Source organism: Acetomicrobium flavidum, from assembly GCF_900129645.1.
GTDB lineage: Bacteria > Synergistota > Synergistia > Synergistales > Acetomicrobiaceae > Acetomicrobium > Acetomicrobium flavidum.
This window is the reverse complement of sequence record NZ_FSQZ01000001.1, coordinates 1,759,182-1,777,174: the sequence shown is the minus strand read 5'-3', so window position 1 is coordinate 1,777,174 and position 17,993 is coordinate 1,759,182. Positions and strand designations below refer to the sequence as shown.

Below are 17,993 nucleotides of genomic sequence, written 5' to 3'. Positions count from 1 at the left end.
CCTTTAAAATTGCACCGAGATAGCCATGTCATCCTATCCATCGACAAATTTCTAGTATTCTTTTGATTTCTGCAGCTCCTTTATATACGCTTCCTTGGATCTTTCAATATGCTTCCTGGCCCAGTCTTCGGCCTTTTTGGGATTACGCGATATCAAGGCCTCTAAGATCTCAGCATGTTCTTTTGCGGCCTCCAATTTTCTGCCTGGAAAAGAATAACCCACGTGTGTGTAAGCCTTTATGCATTCCCTAAGGTCCATCAATATTTGATGAAGCTTTTTGTTTCCCGATAAACTGTACAAACGTTCGTGAAAGAGCATGTGGATTCTTTCAAGCCCTTCGTCGTCGTTTGTTTCGATACATCTATGCATATCGTCCATCAATTTCTTGAGGTAAGAGATATCCTCGGCAGTAACGTTATCGACGGCTTTGCCCGCGGCAAGCCCTTCCAAGACCTCCCGGACGTCATAGGTATCTATCACTTCCTTCGGCGTGGGCCTTGCCACGATTACGGCCTTCTTTGAAATCTGAACAGCCAGCCCCATTGACTTTAGGCGCTGTATTGCCTCGCGAACAGGCGTGCGCGAAACTCCCAGTTTTTCTGCAAGATCACGCTCTATAAGGACATCGCCCGGCTTTAGCTCTCCGCACTGTATTGCCTTTTTAAGTACATCAAACACCTTATCGCTGATGTTTACATCAACCAATGGTCTGATAACACTTGAATTCTCCATCCTTCATCCCCACTTAAAATAATATGTCGATCTGGATTATTGTTTTTAAATATACCAAATATCAAAGACCAATTCCAACTAAAACCTTGACCAATAACACGAGTTAAACTCGCACAAAATCCTAAACAACAAATTTCATGCTCATTCATAGGCGAACAGCTTACTCAAAGCAATATTCGAAATACGCTTATTGCATGGTATCATTGACAACCGGCGTGTCAAGGAATAAACTTCCTAATAGAAGTTAGGTATCTCTAATAAAGAGAGGCGATACAAAAATGAGCCGTTTCGTTTACTTGGACCATTCGGCAACGACGCCGGTCGATCAAAGGGTAATTGATGCTATGATGCCCTTTTTTGCGCCGGATTTCGGAAACCCCAACAGCCTGCATGCCTGGGGCAGAAAGGCAAGACAGGCAGTGGATAAAGCCAGAAATCAGGTAGCACAGCTGATAAACGCCTATCCTGCAGAGATAATTTTTACGGGAGGCGGAAGCGAGGCTGATAACCTCGCCATAAAAGGCGTAGCCTTTGCCAAAAAAGACAAGGGAAGACACATCATAACTTCTGCCATAGAACACCACGCTGTGTTGGATACATGTAACTGGCTCGCCAAGGAGGGCTTCGATATAACTGTCTTGCCGGTCGACGAGTACGGCATGATAAGACCTGATGAGCTTGAACGCGCCATTCGCCCTGACACCATACTGGTATCCATTCATTTCGCTAATAACGAGATAGGCACTATTGAGCCCATAGAAAAAATCGGAAACATATGTCGCAGCCACGGAGTGCTCTTCCACAGCGATGCCGTCCAGGCTGCCGGGCACATACCTATCGACGTTAAAAATCTTCCCGTTGATCTCATGACGATGGCAGCACACAAGATGTACGGCCCCAAGGGCGTGGGGGCACTCTATATCAAAAAAGGGGTCAAAGTCATCCCGCTCATTCATGGTGGCGGCCAGGAAAGAGGGCTACGCTCCGGCACGGAAAACACCGCAGGAATAGTGGGCTTCGGCGAGGCAGCCGCATTGGCAGCAGAAAGGCTTGCAAAGGGTGAGATGGAAAAGGAGACGCGCCTTAGAGACAAGCTGATCGATGGAGTTTTAAAAAACATCCCGGACGTCATTTTGACCGGCCATCGCCTTGAGCGGCTTCCATTTCACGCAAGCTTTTGCTTCCGCTACATCGAAGGCGAATCCATGCTTTTGCGCTTGGATGCATTGGGAATAGGGGCAAGCAGCGGCTCGGCCTGCACATCGGGAAGCTTGGAGCCCAGCCATGTGCTTCTTGCTATAGGGTTGCCCCACGAGGTGGCTCACGGATCGTTGAGGTTGACGTTGGGTAAGGACACAAGCGACGAGGACATCGATTACGTATTGGAAAATCTGCCCAAAGTGGTAGAGTCGTTAAGGGCAATGTCTCCTTACGGCAAAAGGGGGTAAAATATTATGTACACCGAAAAGGTCATGGAGCTGTTCATGAATCCCAAAAATGTGGGACGAATAGAGGATGCGGACGGAATTGGAGAGGTCGGCAATCCCGTATGCGGCGACGTGATGAAGATATATTTAAAGATAAAAGATGATCGCATTGTGGACGTCAAATTTGAGACCTTCGGCTGCGCCGCTGCCATTGCAACAAGCTCAATGGTAACCGAGATGGTCAAGGGCAAGACGCTGGACGAAGCACTTAAAGTCACCAATAAGGACGTTGCCGAGGCTTTAGGCGGGCTTCCGCCGCAGAAGCTTCACTGCTCTCTGCTTGCAGAGGAAGGAATCAAAGCTGCCATCGAAGACTACTTGGCAAAAAGGGGCAACGACAATAAGAAAGAAAGCGGAGAGAAACAATGTGCGAAGGCGTAGTGTGGGCGGTATGCATGTCTAAGGAAAAAGGCACCGTCAAGGAAGACGTGGGCGAGGCCTTACTCGTCGAAGGCCTTGGCTTGGTAGGTGATGCCCATGCAGGCTTCATGCACAGACAGGTAAGCCTGCTTGCCCTTGAGGATATAGAAAAAATGCAAGAAAAACTCCCCGATCTTAAAGCGGGAAGTTTTGCCGAAAACATCACGGTAAAGGGCTTCAATACGGAATGTTTATCCGTCGGAGATAGGTTGCAGGTAGGCGAAGCTTTGCTTGAGGTGACACAAATCGGCAAGGAATGTCACAGCAAGTGTGAGATCTACAGGATAACAGGCGATTGCATCATGCCAAAGAAGGGCATATTTTGCGCAGTCATCAAGGGCGGCAAGATAAAGAAAGGCGATAGGGTTAAGAAGCTTCCTACGAAGGATAAGATAAATAAATAGACTATAAAAACAGGCCCTCACGTAAAAGAGGGCCTGTTTTTGCTAATCCTACACTTTACGAAAGGGCAGCTATCTCTATCTCTATTGCCTTGACCTTCTGATCGACGAAGTTTTGAATCTTTTCGATGTGCTCAGGTTTCAGATGTTTAAACCTTCCCTGCAACTTGAGATACTCATCCACCGGTTTGCGCTGTTTAGGCATGTAGGATATTTTATACTTGCCGTTTTCAAGTTCATACAGCTGAAACATGCCTGTATCTAGGGCAAGTTTTGCCATCTCTATCGTCTTGCTTGAAGGGAACTGCCATCCCTTTGGGCAAGGAGCTTGAATATGGAGATATGCCGGTCCCTCTGCGTTTAGGCCTTTTCTTACCTTATTGAAAAGATCTACGGGAAACGCCGGAGACGCCGTTGCCAAATATTTCAGTTCAGGATGTCCGTGAGCTATCATCTGGGCGTTATCCTTCGGCCACAACCTTTTACCTTCAGGAACAGCAGGGCCGGAAGGCGTAAAGGTGGTAACCGCTCCCCAAGGAGTGGTCGGCGAAGTCTGAATGCCCGTGTTGGCGTAAGATTCATTGTCGTAGCATATGAAAAGCACGTCGTGTCCCCGATAGATCATCCCTGATAAAGCCTGTAGCCCAATATCCGTAGAACCACCGTCACCGGCCATCACTATGACATGTGGGCGCTCGCCTGTATATTTTCCCTTTCTCATCATTGCCTTGTAGGCAGCCTCTATGCCGGAGGCCACGCCACCGCCGTTTGTGATCTGAGCATGGATCCAAGGCACAGCCCACGGACCACAGCCGTAGCTCGTGTTAGCGACGTACATGCAACCTGTGGGACCGACGAAAATGGTGTTCGGGCCTGCAGCCTTTGCCACCAATCTATACACCAAAGCAGGGCCACATCCGGCACATGTCCTGTGACCAGGAACGTAATATTCTTCTTGAGGCATATCACGAAGGGTCTTTATGGTCTCTAACATCATCTTCACCTCCTTTAAAGCTCGTACGGCAGCCAGTAAGAGTTCTTCTCAACCTTACCGGTCTTGGCGATCTCTTTTAGCTTGGCATACATCTTATAGAATTCTTCCATCGTTATGACTTCTCCGCCGAGCCCGCCAACGAAGCCGACGGTCTTGGTCTTGTCGCCCAAGCCGTACAGGGCTGTCCTTGCTTCACTGAGCAATACCCCACCGTCGCCGGCTATTCCGAAGTTAACGGAGTTGTCTACGACTCCGACCACCTTAAACTTAGACAGCACATCTCTGACCACCTCGGTGTTGAAGGGCCTGAAGGTGCGAAGCTGTACTACTCCGACTTTTTCGCCGTGATTCCTAAGTTTCTGGGCCACGTTCTTAGCCGTAATGGTATGTGCGCCCTGCATGAATATGACAACTTCGGCATCATCGGTCATGTATTCTTCCACGAAGGGGCTGTATTTGCGCCCAAAGATCTCGCCAAATTCCTTGTAGGCTTCGGCAATGACCTTTTTGGCTTCCTGGACGGCAAGATATCTTTGATACTGAAGTGGCGGTCCCATCTCAGGTTCTATTTGGGCACCTATTATCATCGGATCGTAGATGTTAAGGGAATGTTTGTTCTTGTACGGCGGCAGAAACTCCTTGACTTGACCTTCGTCGGGGATCTCAACTTCGCCAGCTATGTGGGAGACAAAGTAGCCGTCCTGACATGCATATTGGGGAAGCAACACGCGAGGATCCTCTCCTATTCTGTAGTATAGTAGCGTAAGATCAAGAGCTTCCTGTGGCGTTGCTGCCCATCCTTGGATCCAGCACTGGTCGCGGCACGACTCGGCCTCAGTATGCTCAGATCCGAAGTCTCCCGGAGGATCAAGTGTCCTGTCGGCAATCGCCATCTGGACAGGGAACCTCTCTCCCGATATCGGGGAGTAAACCTCCATGGCGTAAGTAACGCCTACGCCCGAACTTCCGGTAAATGTCCTTGCACCGGCTGCAGAGGCGCCGTAGACAACGCTGAGCTGGGCGTGCTCGCCTTCGGCATGGACGAACTCGGCATCAAGCTCACCGTCTGCAATCATCCTTGCAAGCTCGGACATTATGCCCGTGTAAGGCCTGATAGGATAGGATGAAATCACATCTACGTCAGCAAGCCTGACGGCTTCGGCGGTGGCCACCACTCCAGTTATAAGTCTCTTCTTTCCCATGGATCTCACCTCCTAATCCTCAAAATCCAACTCTGGTACCATGGTTATAGCCTTCGTCGGACACACAGCCGCACAAAGGCCACAACCCTTACAGTATTTCAGGTTGTTAAATTCCATGGCCTCGGGAGTCTTGTAGGTTATGACAGCATCGGGACAGCTGGCCCAACACAGCAAACAGCTGGTGCAACGTTCCTTTGACCAAACGGGCCTTTCGGATCTCCAGTTGCCCGTTACCCTCTTTTCGTTTTCCTTGTTCACGGACGGCACTGTGCCGGCAAAGGGAAGGTCATCCACCCCTAGTTGTTTTTTAGGTGCAGGGACAAAGGCAGGAAAAGTAGTATTTACGGTCATCAGGTGGACCTCGTTGTAGCCATATCTGCAGGCTTGCTCGTTCTTCACCGAGGAGAATACGCTTTCGGGCTTAACGAACGGTTTAGCCTTTACAACTGCTCCTGCCAAAACCGCTCCTGCGCCTACGCCTATACCCGATGCGTCCGTAGCTCCTTCTGCTCCCGAAAGCGTCTGGACGTAACCGGCAACTCCCGTAGCATCGACGCACCCTATGGTTCCAAGATAGGTAGTGTCCTTCAAGAACTTAAGTATATACTGTGGATCCCTCTTGGTGTTTACTATCAAGACACCACCCGGCTTCATCCCTGCCAATACGTCATTTCCCTTTACCAACGCCTCTTCCGTAAGGACTACCACATCCGGATTTTCGTTCTCATATATGTACTTGCTTAAAATGGGCTCTTCGCTCACTCGAGCATAAGCACGCACAGGAACGCCCACCCTGTCCGGAAGATCGACGTAATTTTCCCATGCCTGAACATACTTGCCCTCTTTGGATCCGGCGTTAGCTAACGCAAAGACAACATCCCTGGCATCCTTGTTTTGCAGGACACCGCGCGCCCAAGTCGTGATCTGAATCAGACTAGGCTCTTCAAACAACTTCTTTGCATCAAGACTCATTAAAAAACACCTCCTGTCCTTTATTGATTTCCTGCAACGCCTCCATCATCTCTTCGTTGGTCAGGACACCACCTCCCCCTTTGAATATCATCTTATAAATCACCTTGCGGCAAGCTCTTTCCACAGACGCTTTGAGGTCCGCTCCGGAAAGGCCTTCGGTGATCTCTGCCAAATAATCCAAGGACACATTACAGTTAGGTATTTTCTTGAAGATTATTTGAAGTATTTCCTTTCTCTCCTCCAGGGTTGGCATGTTAAAGGCAAGCATCGCCGTTAACCTGTCGGCGGATATCAAAGAGGGATCTATGTTTTCAAGGGAGTTGGCGATGGCTATTATGATGTTATTGACTTCTTTATTAGCATCGAGTTCTACTATTAACTGGTTTGTAAACCGCTTTCCCAAAGCTGCGACCATTCCGTCTATTCTGTCGAAGAGCAGTATGCAGGGAGATACCCTTTTTGCCAGCTTGAACAGGTCGCTTACAGACTGCTCTATTCCCCGCTTGTGGGATAAAAGCATTGGAGGAGTGACGTGAATTAGGTTTAAGCCGGCTTCCTTTGCAATAGCATTTGCCATCAAGGATTTGCCCGTGCCGGAAGGGCCCAAAAACATGATGAAGCTGGATTTCTTTAAGCCGAATTCGTCGTAGACTTCCGAATGTTGAAGGGGTATTTTGACCAGTTCCAATAAACTCTTTTTTACATCAGCAAGCCCGCCTACGCTTTCAAATCCCACAGACGGGATCTCAACGATCATCTCTCTCAAGGCCGAAGGCTCTATCGCTTTAAGCGCCCTTTCGAAGTCTTCCTTTGTTACGGTTACGTCGCCCGTCTCGCGGCGATCCATGTATCGCTCCAAGGCGCGAATTCCGGCTTCCTTGCAAAGCTGGGCCAAGTCTGCTCCTGTGTAACCGTGCGTGACTTCCGCTATCTTTCGGAGGTTGACGTCAGGCGCCAGGTTCATCCCCCTGGTATGAATCTTGAGTATCTCTTCCCTTCCCTGAGTTCCCGGAACACCTATGAAAATTTCTCTGTCAAACCTCCCGGGCCTCCTTAAAGCCGGATCGAGCAATTCCGGCATGTTCGATGCTCCGATCACGATGACGTCGCCGCGAGATTTAAGTCCGTCCATGAGCGAAAGAAGCTGCGCGACAACCCTCTTTTCGACGTCGCCAACGACTTCAGATCTCTTGGGAGCTACGGCATCAAGTTCATCTATGAATATGATGGCGGGGGAGTTTTTCTTTGCCTCCTCGAAGATCTCCCTTAACCTTGCCTCACTTTCCCCATAGTATTTGTTCATGATCTCTGGACCGTTAATGGCGATGAAGTAAGCCCTTGAATCGGAGGCAACTGCACGCGCTATAAGGGTCTTACCAGTTCCTGGGGGACCGTAAAGCAGTATTCCTTTCGGCGGTTCGATGCCCAATTTTCTAAAAAGATCTGGGCGGGTCAAGGGAAGTTCGACAAGCTCTCTTACTTTTTTTACTTCTTCCTTGAGGCCGCCTATGTCCTCATAACTTACTCTATCCTTTTTGGAATCGAGGGTTTGATCCACCAGTATTATGCTCGTATCCTTCGTGACGAGCCCTATTTCAACGGAAGGCGCCATTCCCTGGATCCTCAGGGCAATGACGCCTCCGCTATAAAGTAGGACTGGCACTTTATTGGAGATGACTACAGCTCGACCCAGTAAGTGTTTTTTAAGCTCTTCGCTGGGAGGGACTTCATCGGGGGCAAGACCACCCTTATCCAACATTACCGTCTTCAACGGAATTGGATTGACTTTCGATACCTCAACGGCATCTCCTATGTGAACGCCTAAGTTGTCGCGGGCAACGCTGTCTATCTGGATCAACTTTGAACCGCGAAAGGCAGTGGGGCTGGGAAAGACCTTCAAAGCCACCTGCGATTTTCCTTTGACCAGGATAAATTCGCCGCTTTGCACCCCAATGGACTTCATGTCCTCGGGATCCATTCTGGCTATGTCCTTCCCCTTATCCTCTGGCAAACCTTCCTCGACATAAAAATACTGTCTATCCACATTAATCCCTCTTATATTATTTGGTATATGGTATGCCAATCTTTCGTTTAAGAATAACCTAATCTTTGGTTAACGTCAAGTCATCAAATAAGCTTGTCGAAATCAACCTTTAATAATGGGAACCAACATTGAAATGATAAGCACCAAATACCCAACTGTCTCCAAGGCAACATTTTGATGTGTAGCTCCAGGGTATAACAAAAGAGGTGGCGCTATTAACATCCCGAGGAGCGATAAACCCAGAACGGTTTGATTACTTCCCTTCTTTGCCACTTTGAACGCCCCCTTCTTCTTAATAAACGTGCTTATACAGTATGAAAAGCATGCACCATGCTATGACGCCCAAAATGAGCGCCAAGGTGACGCAATATTTCAATGTCTTGCCTATGACCTCTCCCTCGCGTCCGGTCAGGCCAACGGTCGAAGTACCGACTATGACCTTTGACGGCGCCAGCATGCTTCCAATGGAGCCACCTGCAGTTTGAGCGGCAGCGCTTATCAATGTGCTTATGCCGAGTATCTTGGCTATTTGAACCTGGAAAGCCCCAAACATGACGTTAGAGTTGGTATTGCTGCCGGTCATAAAGGCCCCAAGCACTCCTACGAGGGGGATAAAAATTGGATATATCGATCCGAAGGCATTGGCCACGCCCTTTGCCAGGGTGTAGGTCATGCCGGATTCGACCATCATGAAGGCCATCAAAACCATGGACGTGGTGGCGATGCTGGAGCTAACTCCTCCTTTTACTACCTTGGATAAGACTGCCTTAAACATTCCTGGCTTCCATACTCCCTTTGCGCGATAGATCAACATGCCCACAATGGAAGCATACACAAGAAATGCGCCGGCATGAGAAAAGATGCCCACGCTCGTAGATGACCCGGCAGGAGTAACCCATCCCAGGCCTGTTGAGTACTCGCCAAACTTGAGCTTGAGCACAAGTAACCCCTTTAGCCAATCCTCAACGCCCGGTATGAACTTTACCAACAACACTATGACTATCAAAGAGTAATAGGGAGCGAAGGCCAAATTAAAGGGTAGCTTTTTAGTAACGACCTTGCCCTTTGCCCCAGGGTTTGGGTTAGGAGTGTTAGATAAAACAGTAGACGAGAATGAAGCATTTATGGCCTCCTCTGTATTGAAGACCTTTGCCCTAGCTAAAAGGGCTGTTACAAGCATCCCGACGATTCCCGATAAAAACGTGGCCAAGGTGGGCTCCCATTGCGCAATGAACCACAGGGCGATCGACATGCTAAAGGAAACTACGAGGGTCGGCACAAGCCCTTGCCGTAAGGCCTTCATGCCTCCGTAAGCATGTACCGCAAACATTCCGCAAAAGATACCAGCAAGGGCTATGAAAAATCCACACCAAGGCGCAAGATCGGCTGCCGGCAACCCCCGTAGCTTGCTGTAAGCTTGCAAAGGATGCAGCCATATCGCCGAAAGTAACCGCCCAGGAATGTCCGATGAGAGCAATTGCCACAGCGCTTACAGGGTCAAACCCCATGCCTATGAGCAGTGGTGCCCCAACAGCTACCGGGACGCCAAAGCCGGCTACGCCCTGCAAAAAAGTGACGAAGGCAAAACCTATCATGAGAAGCTGCAAAATTTTGTTTCGCGTCATCTCTATGAAGGTAGCGCCTATACTTTCGATCCCACCGGTCACGTCTACGACGTTATATAGCAACAAAGCACCCCATACGATATAAAGCACGTAAAAAGCCATGACAAAACCCTTGGCGTTCGAGTTGGCCAACAAATGGAAGTCAGCCTTAAAGACGACCAAAGCACCAATCAGGGCCACAAAAAAACCGATAGGCCCCGCCTTTGAGGCGCTCCACTTAAAACCTATCATCAAGACGAGTATGGCCAGAATCGGAAGAGAAGCACAAATCCACCTAAAAACGTTAACTTCCATACGACACCCCTCCCATCTTATACTAAAGGCTTTAACAGGGTATCATCGTGAAGTCAAATGAAGGGGCGATCATTCGAACTTTCTCAAAAGGGGACCATAAAAGTCGAGGAATAAAGTTGTTTTTTAACGCGATCTTTGGCATACCGAATACTGCGTTCCATGCGTGTATAACAGTAGCATTATCAATTTCTTATGTCAAGAGGATGATTGGGCTTTTTATTATAAGAATATTGTATGATATATACAAAATAATCCAAAATAAAAGGGGCATACCGACCTTTATTGACCTTCGGCATGCCCCCAGAAATGGCCAAAGAATTACAAGCTACCCTTTTTCCGCTCCTCCAGATCTCTCCTAATCTTTTCTATAAGCCCATCTTTCGGCGGATTTGGCAGGCTTTTGACGAATTCATCCACGGTCATCAGTTTAGCACCGATGTTTTTCATATCGGTTAAGTTTGCCTCGTGGACCTCTTGCATATTGGCCCCCGTTCCGTCGACGAGCACGATTACCTCGTAGTCAAGCGAGTTGGCATCCCAAACCGTACCTCTTATGCAGTTGGGCGTTTGAACGCCCGTTACCACCACTTGATCCACGCCAAGCCGTTTAAGCAAGCTGTCCAGTTCCGTCTGAAAGAAAGCGCTCCACCGCCTCTTGCAAACTAAATATTCGCCTGCCAGGGGCTTGAGTTCTTCGACGATCTCTCCCCCCTTTGTACCTTCAATTAAAGCGCCGCCTACCTGCATAAATTTATCGTATCTCGTTATCTCAACATCGCTTCCGTCCGGCCTGTAATAACGAAACACATGCACTACAGGCAGTTTGTGCTGACGACAGGCCTCCAAAGCCCTTCGTATGTTCCTTGCCACCCCCATGGCTCCTTTCACCTCGAAGGGCGCCCCGGGCAGACAAAAATCGTTTTGCATATCGACGATCAAAAAGGCCGTTTTACCCATTTTCACTCAACTCCTTTTTAGGCTTATAAGATAGGGCGCAGACGAATCCTCCGTCCTTCCTTCCCTGTCTACGTGCTTCCTCCTCCAACATCAAAGCTTCATTTACCCTTTCAAAGTCAAAATCGGGTGGCACAAATAAGACAGCCTTGCCCCGCACTCCCTCTCCTGGCATAGCAGACACAAGTTCGTCTAATGTGGGAAAATGGGCGAAACGGAAGACGCTTTTGGGGTCCTTCTTTGCCTTCGCCTCGTAGTATCTGCTCCAGACGCTGTTTCCGCCTATGATACCTATCACCAAACGTCCGCCATGTTTCAGCACACGATAAGCCTCTTTAAGGGCTTCGCTTAGATCGGACACAAACTCCAAGGCGGACAAAGACACAACCGCATCGAAGGTCTCGTCATCGAAGGGCAAATCATGGACGTCAGCCTTATAAAATTTAACATCGAGCTTTTCTCGCAATGCCTTTTGGCGCGCTATGGCAAGCATGAGCTCGGATATATCTACACCTGTAACCCTTGCCCCAAGCCGTGCCAGCTCAAGCGATAAGTTCCCGGTCCCGCATCCTATATCCAGTATTTCCATACCGGGCTGTGGCTTTAAAAACTCGTACATCACCTCCTTTTCGATCTTGTCTACCAGTCTACCCTTTGGCGTTTTATACCAAGAGTCGTACTCGTTTGCCATTTGATCGTCAAAGATATCGGGCAAATTGTATCTCCCTCCTTAGATCAGCTAGTGAAAGTGATTAATTGGTATTCAAAACTAGATTTATTATACAATACATGTTAATATACGCAGCATGACATACCATATGCAACACACCATTATTTTTTCACCTAAAGGAGGTATTGTGTTTTGGTCCAATCTATGTTTCTCCTGTTCATTTGCTTAATCATTTTCACCATAGGCGATGTCTTGGGAGTCGCAACAAAGGCTAAGCTTTCATCTGTTTTTGTGGCTCTGATGATCTTTTTGGTGGGTTTTTTGACGGGCGTGCTCCCCAAGGACATCATCAATCAGGCCATGTTGTCTGATATAGCCCGTTGGAGTTCTGGTTTTATCGTGTTTCATATGGGCACAATGATTAACATGCGCGAATTGGCCCGCGAATGGAGGACGGTTGTGATGTCCTTAATAGCAATGGCCATTGCAGCTTTATCTATCATCGTCATAATACCGTTCATAGGAAAACAGGCAGCTGTCGTCAGCATACCCATAATCAACGGCGGAATAGTGGCAACACAAATAATGACCACTACTGCACTGGACAAGGGCTTGGGATTGGCAGCGGCTTTAGGGGCCATTATCTACGCTGTCCAAAAGTTCGTCGGAACGCCCCCGGCTTCGCTCTTTGGCCTAAGAGAGGCCAAATTGATATTGAAGGAGTATCGTGAAAAAGGAATGTCCGAATCGAGCGAAGTGTCAAAGGACGATCCTAAAGAAGCCCAAAAACCGCTGTTATATGAGAGATTGGGTTTGGGCAAATACTTCACTCCATTCACATGTCTCGGGGTGACGGCCTTTTTCGCTTGGCTTTCTTACTACCTCCAGTGGGCATCAAAGACAATGGGTGTCGAGATAAATTACTCCATATGGGCTCTAATCTTGGGCGCCGTCATAGGGCAAATCGGGATCGTTCCGCCAAAGATACTTGAAAAGGGCAATTCAGCCGGATTGCTCAATATGGCAATCTTTGCCGGGATCATACCTTCACTTGCCATGATAAAGGTCGGCGATCTGATGACATTGCTTTTTCAGACGGTCGCCATCTTTGCAGCCGTTCTGATCGGCACCTTCCTATTGGTATATTTCCTTCCTCTTTGGAAGATTGTCGGCTCAAGGAACCTGGCCGTTGGAATATCGATGGCACAGCTTTTGGGATTTCCCGCCACATATCTGATTTCAAATGAAATTGCCACGGCCGTAGCGGAAAACGATGAGGAAAGAGAGATAATTTTAAAGAGAATAATGCCCGCATATGTGATAGCAGGTTTTGCATCGGTTACAACGCTATCTATCGTAATAGCAGGCATATGTACTAATTTCTTGCACTAGTTATGAGTTCGAGCTGTCATAAAAATTTCTAAAGAGGTGAATATTAATGACTTTTAACCCCTACTCCCATCGCTACCCCTCGAGGAGAAATTTGGTCTTCGCCAAAAAAGGAGTTGTAGCAACAGGACAACCTTTAGCTGCAGAGGCAGGACTTGAAATTTTAAAGAAAGGCGGCAACGCCGTCGATGCGGCTGTGGCCACTGCTGCATGTTTGACCGTCGTTGAGCCGGCCTCTAACGGCATAGGAGGAGATGCCTTTTGCATGGTCTGCGTCGACGGAAGACTTTACGGCCTCAATTCCAGCGGGCCTGCACCTCAAAACATCTCTATCGAGGCGCTGAAAGACAAGGGATACAAAGAGATTCCTCCTGTTGGTTGGCCGCCTGTGACCGTGCCGGGCATTCCGGCGGCATGGGCATCCCTAATAAGGCGTTTCGGCAAATTGCCCTTGAGCGAAGTGTTGAAGCCTGCCATTCGATATGCCTCCGAAGGTTATCCCATATCTCCCGAGCTTGCGGAAAATTGGGGAAGGCGCTTTGAGTGGTACAAGAGGGTCGCCAAAGACGAAATATTCAAGCATTGGTTTGATACATTTGCTCCAAGGGGACGTGCCCCAATCCCTGGAGAGCTATGGAAGTGTGAGGTCATGGCCGACACCTTACGGGAAATTGGACAGACTCAGGCGGAGTCATTCTATAGGGGTACGCTTGCGGAAAAAATAGTTAATTTCTCTAGGCAAACCGGGGGATTTTTTGAGCTAAGCGACCTTGAAGCTTTTAAGCCTGAATGGGTAGAGCCGTTGCACATCAACTATAGAGGAATGGAAGTATGGGAGCTCCCCCCCAATGGACAGGGGCTTGTGGCACTCGTTGCCCTTAATATACTCAAAAACTTCGAGATGACCGACAAAGAAGATCCAAGATCGTACCATCTTCAAATAGAAGCGATAAAATTGGCTTTTGCCGACGGTTTGTCACTCATTGGAGATCCCAAATACTTTAAGACGCCCATAGAGGAAATGCTTTCCGAGAACTACAGCAGAAAAAGAAGTTCTGAGATAGGCGAAAGGGCAAAAGTTTACAACCCTGGCGTCGTTCCTGGAAGCAACACGGTTTATCTGGCCACGGCAGACGAAGAGGGCAACATGGTATCCTACATCCAGAGCAACTACATGGGCTTCGGATCGGGGCTGGTGGTACCCGGGACAGGAATTGCCCTACACAACAGGGGCCATTGTTTCGTGATGGATCCGAGACACCCGAACGCCTTGGCGCCCGGCAAACGTCCTTATCATACGATCATTCCGGGATTCTTAACAAGGGACGGTTCACCCGTAGGTCCTTTCGGAATTATGGGAGGCTATATGCAACCCCAGGCTCACGTGCAAGTCCTGTCTAACTTGCTCGATTTTCATTTGAACCCGCAGGAGGCATTAGACGCCCCGCGCTGGCAGTGGATAAAGGACAACGTTGTCTCGGTGGAATACGGAACACCCGAAAACATCGCGGCGGCTTTATCTCGAATGGGGCATGACGTGAAGTTAGAGCTGGAACATCATTCCTTTGGTAGAGGGCAGATAATATGGAAGACGGAACATGGTTCGTACTGCTGTGCCACAGAACCTCGAACTGACGGACATATTGCTGTCTGGTAAGAAGGCGAACTGCCATGAGGAGGAAGGACCGCGAAATAACGGACCAAAAATGGATAGAGGAAGTTTTAGAGGAAGGTAAGGTTTGCTTTTTGTCGCTCTGTAGGAATAATGAACCGTACATCGTGCCTATGCATTATGCATGGAAAGACGGCTTTCTTTACCTTCACTATTGTCAGAGAAAACCCTAGAGTTTCTTTTTGCGTAGTTCCCGAATGGAAGATTATCGAGGGACCAAGGCCTTGCGATTGGACGACACATTATCGCAGCGTGATAGGCTCAGGGATCGTTTCATTCGTCGAAGACGAAACCGAAAAAAGAAAAGCGCTGACCACCTTCGCTGAAACCTTCGTCCAAGGGGATTTCGAGCTTCCAAAGCCCATGTTGGACCGTGTGTTAGTATGGAAAATCAAGGTAGACGACATCACAGGAAAGCAAAATCCCAACCCTCGGTAAAACATCAAAAAAAGTTGCAAGGCCAAAAGCAATTGCTTTTGGCCTTGCAACTTTGCTTACCCCTTGATGACGGCCAGCGGGCGCAAACGTGCGACTTTTCTGCTAATTCCTGCTTTCTCCACGACATCCACCACGCGAGAGACGTCCTTATAGGCCTCAGGTATTTCTTCCCTGATTGTGCCCATTTGGTCGGCCATGACCTTTATGCCCTTTTGTTCAAGCCGTTTTAAAACCGTATCCGCATCCTCGGACTTCATCGCAGCCTTTCTGCTCAAGACCCTTCCTGCGCCATGACAGGTCGAGGCAAAACATTCCTCCATGCCCCGTTTGGTACCCACGAGAATGTAGCTTTCTGTGCCCATGCTCCCGGGTATTATCACGGGCTGACCTACAGGGCGATACTTTTCGGGCAACGACGGATGATCGGGAGGAAACGCCCTTGTGGCGCCCTTCCTGTGGACGCATACGTCCATAATTATTCCGTCCAGCTCGTGTTTTTCTATATGGGCCATATTGTGACTGACGTCATAAAGGAGCTTCAACTCAGCCTTTGGGAAAAACCTCAAGAATACATCCCTTACCATATGGCCGATAATCTCCCTGTTTGCCAGCGCGTAATTTGCCGCTGCCTGCATAGCCCCAAGATATTCACGTGCTTCTTGCGACTTCAATGGTGCGCAACACAGTTGCCGATCCGGAACCTTTATGCCGTACTTGGTCATGGCCCTAAGCATGACCTTGATATAGTCATCACACACCTGATGGCCCAACCCGCGGCTTCCACAGTGTATCATCACGGTAACTTGTCCTAGGTTTAGACCAAATCGCCTTGCTACGTTTTCGTCGTAAATCTCATCTATCACTTGTATCTCAAGGAAATGATTGCCACTTCCCAACGTCCCAAGTTGAGGCTTGCCCCTTTCAAGCGCTTTTTTGGAGACGTAAGAGGCGTTAGCGTGCGGGAGCCTGCCACTCTCTTCGATGCATTCTAGGTCTTCCTTAGTTCCATATCCTTTCTTTACTGCCCAAAGGGCACCGTTTGCAAGCACATCAAGCAAATCAGATTCCCCTATCTTTATGGCACCCTTAGAGCCTACGCCGCATGGAACCTTGGTGAATATAGCCGCAGTAAGCTCATCGATATGGGGTTTCACCTCGTCCTGATCCAGGAAGGTGAGCATTACCCTAACGCCACAAGATATGTCGTAGCCTACTCCTCCAGGCGAAATGATTCCATCATCCATGGAAAAGGCAGCAACCCCGCCTATGGGAAAACCGTACCCCCAATGGACATCGGGCATTGCATAGCTGTGTTTCAATATGCCAGGCAAGCAGGCAACATTTGCGATCTGCTCCAAGGCGCCTTCCTTTTCCAATTTCTGGATTATATACGAGTCACCATATATCAACCCTGTAACTCTCATCCCGGCCTTGAAATCCTTGTCCAGCAACCATCTGACGTGGTCCAACTGTTTTAACGCCATGATACTTTCCTCCCCCTCAAAGGTCGAGATATACCCGAAACCTCCACGTCGGCTTGGTCGTTATCTCTGCACTACCGTATGTAACAGCCTTTATGGCCCTGACCGGTTTAGGTGGAATACACAAATTTCCATTGACGCTTAACCTCATGCCTTGCAGGTCTATGCTCACGTCTCTCGGATAAAATATTCTTTCCCTGACGTCGTATATATAAAGAAGTTCATTAAGCCAGGAAACGAAAAGCTCCAGCAAATCTAAAGATTCGATCTTTATGGTATCTTCCTGGTCGGGCTTTAAGTCGGAAAATTCGCCAAACATAAAGGAATACAACGCCTTCGCCGACTCCAAGACTAATCCTTCAGCCGAGTCGGCCTCTATCTCCAACCCGGCATCAGCCGTATGCGGTAATTCCTTCCAAGGCATTTACAGCCTCACTTCCTCTAAACCTTCATTTTTTAACTTTCTTAAAGAAGGATAATGGGTCATATCCAAATGTACCGGCGTTATCGATACGTAGCCATTGGCCACCGCCCAGACGTCGGTGCCCTCAATAAGCTGATCTGTCGGTTTTCCTGCTATCCAATAAAACACCCTTCCGTGAGGGTCCCGCAACTTTGTGACTTTGCCCTCGTATATCCTTAGGCCCTTCTTAGTAACTTTAAAACCTGCTAGCATACCCGTCTCCTTGTTTGGGACGTTTACGTTCAAAAGCAACCCTTTCTCCAACGGATGACCCTCGATCCATCTCACCAACTTGGCCGCAACGACGCCTGCAGCTTCAAAGTGTGCGCTCGTCTCATCTTCGCAGTCCAAGGAAAAGGCTATCGACGGACGTCCAAGCACAACTCCCTCCATTGCTGCCGAAACCGTCCCTGAATAGGTTAGGTCATCACCTAAGTTTGGACCTATATTTATGCCGGAACATACCAGTTCAACGGAGGGATCTAACTCCTCAAGGCCCAGGACAACGCTATCTGAAGGCGTGCCGTTACAGGCATAGACCGTTACCCCGACCGGATAAGGCCCGTTACTGACTTGCCATAGCCTCAAGGGACGATGAAGTGTTATTGCGTGTCCTACGCTGCTATGCTGTCTTTCGGGAGCCACGACCAACACCTCATGTCCTTCTTTCTTTAGGAAGGTAGCCAAGGTAATTATGCCGGGAGAAAGGACGCCGTCGTCATTAGTCACCAATATCCTCATTTACCAAAGACCTC

Annotated in this window: 17 protein-coding genes and 2 pseudogenes; 6 read left to right on the top strand and 13 right to left on the bottom strand. The window is 48.7% G+C overall.

The features are described from left to right. Positions 1–51: 51 nt before the first annotated feature. A complete protein-coding gene (locus BUQ78_RS08805) occupies positions 52–732 on the bottom strand; it encodes a GntR family transcriptional regulator (protein WP_014807225.1) in 681 nt (226 codons plus the stop codon). 278 nt (positions 733–1,010) lie between these two features. Here BUQ78_RS08805 and nifS point away from each other — a divergent pair, with 278 nt between their 5' ends. From nifS to BUQ78_RS08790, 3 genes are read left to right on the top strand one after another with little or no spacing between them, the layout of a single operon-like run. Continuing rightward, entirely contained in the window at positions 1,011–2,180 is a 1,170-nt protein-coding gene (nifS, locus tag BUQ78_RS08800; RefSeq protein ID WP_074199944.1) for a cysteine desulfurase NifS, read from the top strand. Between the two features lie 6 nt (positions 2,181–2,186). Further along, on the top strand, positions 2,187–2,600 hold the full coding sequence (nifU, locus tag BUQ78_RS08795) for a Fe-S cluster assembly scaffold protein NifU (protein WP_014807227.1): 414 nt from the start codon (positions 2,187–2,189) through the stop codon (positions 2,598–2,600). Beyond that, positions 2,585–3,043, top strand: a complete 459-nt coding sequence (locus BUQ78_RS08790) for an MOSC domain-containing protein (protein WP_014807228.1) — start codon at positions 2,585–2,587, stop codon at positions 3,041–3,043. Before nifU ends, BUQ78_RS08790 begins: the two co-directional genes overlap by 16 nt. Before the next feature lie 55 nt (positions 3,044–3,098). Here BUQ78_RS08790 and BUQ78_RS08785 read toward each other — a convergent pair whose 3' ends face one another. From BUQ78_RS08785 to BUQ78_RS08755, 9 genes and pseudogenes are all read right to left on the bottom strand, one after another. After that, the gene (locus tag BUQ78_RS08785) at positions 3,099–4,034 is read right to left on the bottom strand and encodes an oxalate oxidoreductase subunit beta (protein ID WP_041459790.1); all 936 of its coding nucleotides are present in this window, start codon (positions 4,032–4,034) and stop codon (positions 3,099–3,101) included. A gap of 14 nt (positions 4,035–4,048) precedes the next feature. Next, the gene (locus BUQ78_RS08780) at positions 4,049–5,236 is read right to left on the bottom strand and encodes an oxalate oxidoreductase subunit alpha (protein WP_014807230.1); all 1,188 of its coding nucleotides are present in this window, start codon (positions 5,234–5,236) and stop codon (positions 4,049–4,051) included. A 12-nt stretch (positions 5,237–5,248) separates the two neighbouring features. Beyond that, positions 5,249–6,208: an oxalate oxidoreductase subunit delta gene (locus BUQ78_RS08775; RefSeq protein ID WP_014807231.1), complete on the bottom strand. Its 960-nt coding sequence runs from the start codon at positions 6,206–6,208 to the stop codon at positions 5,249–5,251. Then, on the bottom strand, positions 6,198–8,252 hold the full coding sequence (locus BUQ78_RS08770; RefSeq protein WP_074199943.1) for an AAA family ATPase: 2,055 nt from the start codon (positions 8,250–8,252) through the stop codon (positions 6,198–6,200). Before BUQ78_RS08770 ends, BUQ78_RS08775 begins: the two co-directional genes overlap by 11 nt. 102 nt (positions 8,253–8,354) lie before the next feature. Beyond that, positions 8,355–8,525, bottom strand: a complete 171-nt coding sequence (locus BUQ78_RS10045; protein ID WP_159432097.1) for a hypothetical protein — start codon at positions 8,523–8,525, stop codon at positions 8,355–8,357. A gap of 19 nt (positions 8,526–8,544) precedes the next feature. Beyond that, complete coding sequence (locus BUQ78_RS09965) at positions 8,545–9,648, bottom strand: L-lactate permease (RefSeq protein WP_318259596.1); 1,104 nt, start codon at positions 9,646–9,648, stop codon at positions 8,545–8,547. A gap of 43 nt (positions 9,649–9,691) precedes the next feature. Next, a pseudogene (locus tag BUQ78_RS09960) lies at positions 9,692–10,171 on the bottom strand (L-lactate permease); the annotation flags it as partial. Positions 10,172–10,489: 318 nt separating this feature from the next. Next, a complete protein-coding gene (locus tag BUQ78_RS08760) occupies positions 10,490–11,128 on the bottom strand; it encodes a cysteine hydrolase family protein (RefSeq protein WP_074199942.1) in 639 nt (212 codons plus the stop codon). Continuing rightward, the gene (locus BUQ78_RS08755) at positions 11,121–11,840 is read right to left on the bottom strand and encodes a class I SAM-dependent methyltransferase (protein WP_074199941.1); all 720 of its coding nucleotides are present in this window, start codon (positions 11,838–11,840) and stop codon (positions 11,121–11,123) included. The genes BUQ78_RS08760 and BUQ78_RS08755 overlap by 8 nt, the downstream gene beginning before the upstream one ends. 147 nt (positions 11,841–11,987) lie before the next feature. On the opposite strand from BUQ78_RS08755, the gene BUQ78_RS08750 reads away from it, so the two are divergent. From BUQ78_RS08750 to BUQ78_RS08740, 3 genes and pseudogenes are all read left to right on the top strand, one after another. Beyond that, entirely contained in the window at positions 11,988–13,187 is a 1,200-nt protein-coding gene (locus BUQ78_RS08750) for a hypothetical protein (RefSeq protein ID WP_200779706.1), read from the top strand. 46 nt (positions 13,188–13,233) lie between these two features. Next, positions 13,234–14,841, top strand: coding sequence for a gamma-glutamyltransferase family protein (locus BUQ78_RS08745; RefSeq protein ID WP_074199940.1), 1,608 nt, complete (start codon positions 13,234–13,236; stop codon positions 14,839–14,841). Between the two features lie 14 nt (positions 14,842–14,855). Next, positions 14,856–15,294 (top strand): annotated as a pseudogene (locus BUQ78_RS08740) (pyridoxamine 5'-phosphate oxidase family protein). Between the two features lie 56 nt (positions 15,295–15,350). Here the strand turns inward: BUQ78_RS08740 and BUQ78_RS08735 are convergent. Genes BUQ78_RS08735 through surE form a run of 3 tightly spaced genes read right to left on the bottom strand, consistent with a single transcriptional unit; the run spans position 15,351 to position 17,979 of the window. Beyond that, a complete protein-coding gene (locus tag BUQ78_RS08735; protein WP_074199939.1) occupies positions 15,351–16,778 on the bottom strand; it encodes an RtcB family protein in 1,428 nt (475 codons plus the stop codon). Between the two features lie 16 nt (positions 16,779–16,794). Beyond that, positions 16,795–17,199 carry an archease gene (locus BUQ78_RS08730; RefSeq protein ID WP_014807241.1) on the bottom strand — a complete coding sequence of 135 codons (405 nt, stop codon included), beginning with the start codon at positions 17,197–17,199 and terminating at the stop codon, positions 16,795–16,797. After that, positions 17,200–17,979 carry a 5'/3'-nucleotidase SurE gene (surE, locus tag BUQ78_RS08725; protein ID WP_074199938.1) on the bottom strand — a complete coding sequence of 260 codons (780 nt, stop codon included), beginning with the start codon at positions 17,977–17,979 and terminating at the stop codon, positions 17,200–17,202. Positions 17,980–17,993: the final 14 nt, after the last annotated feature.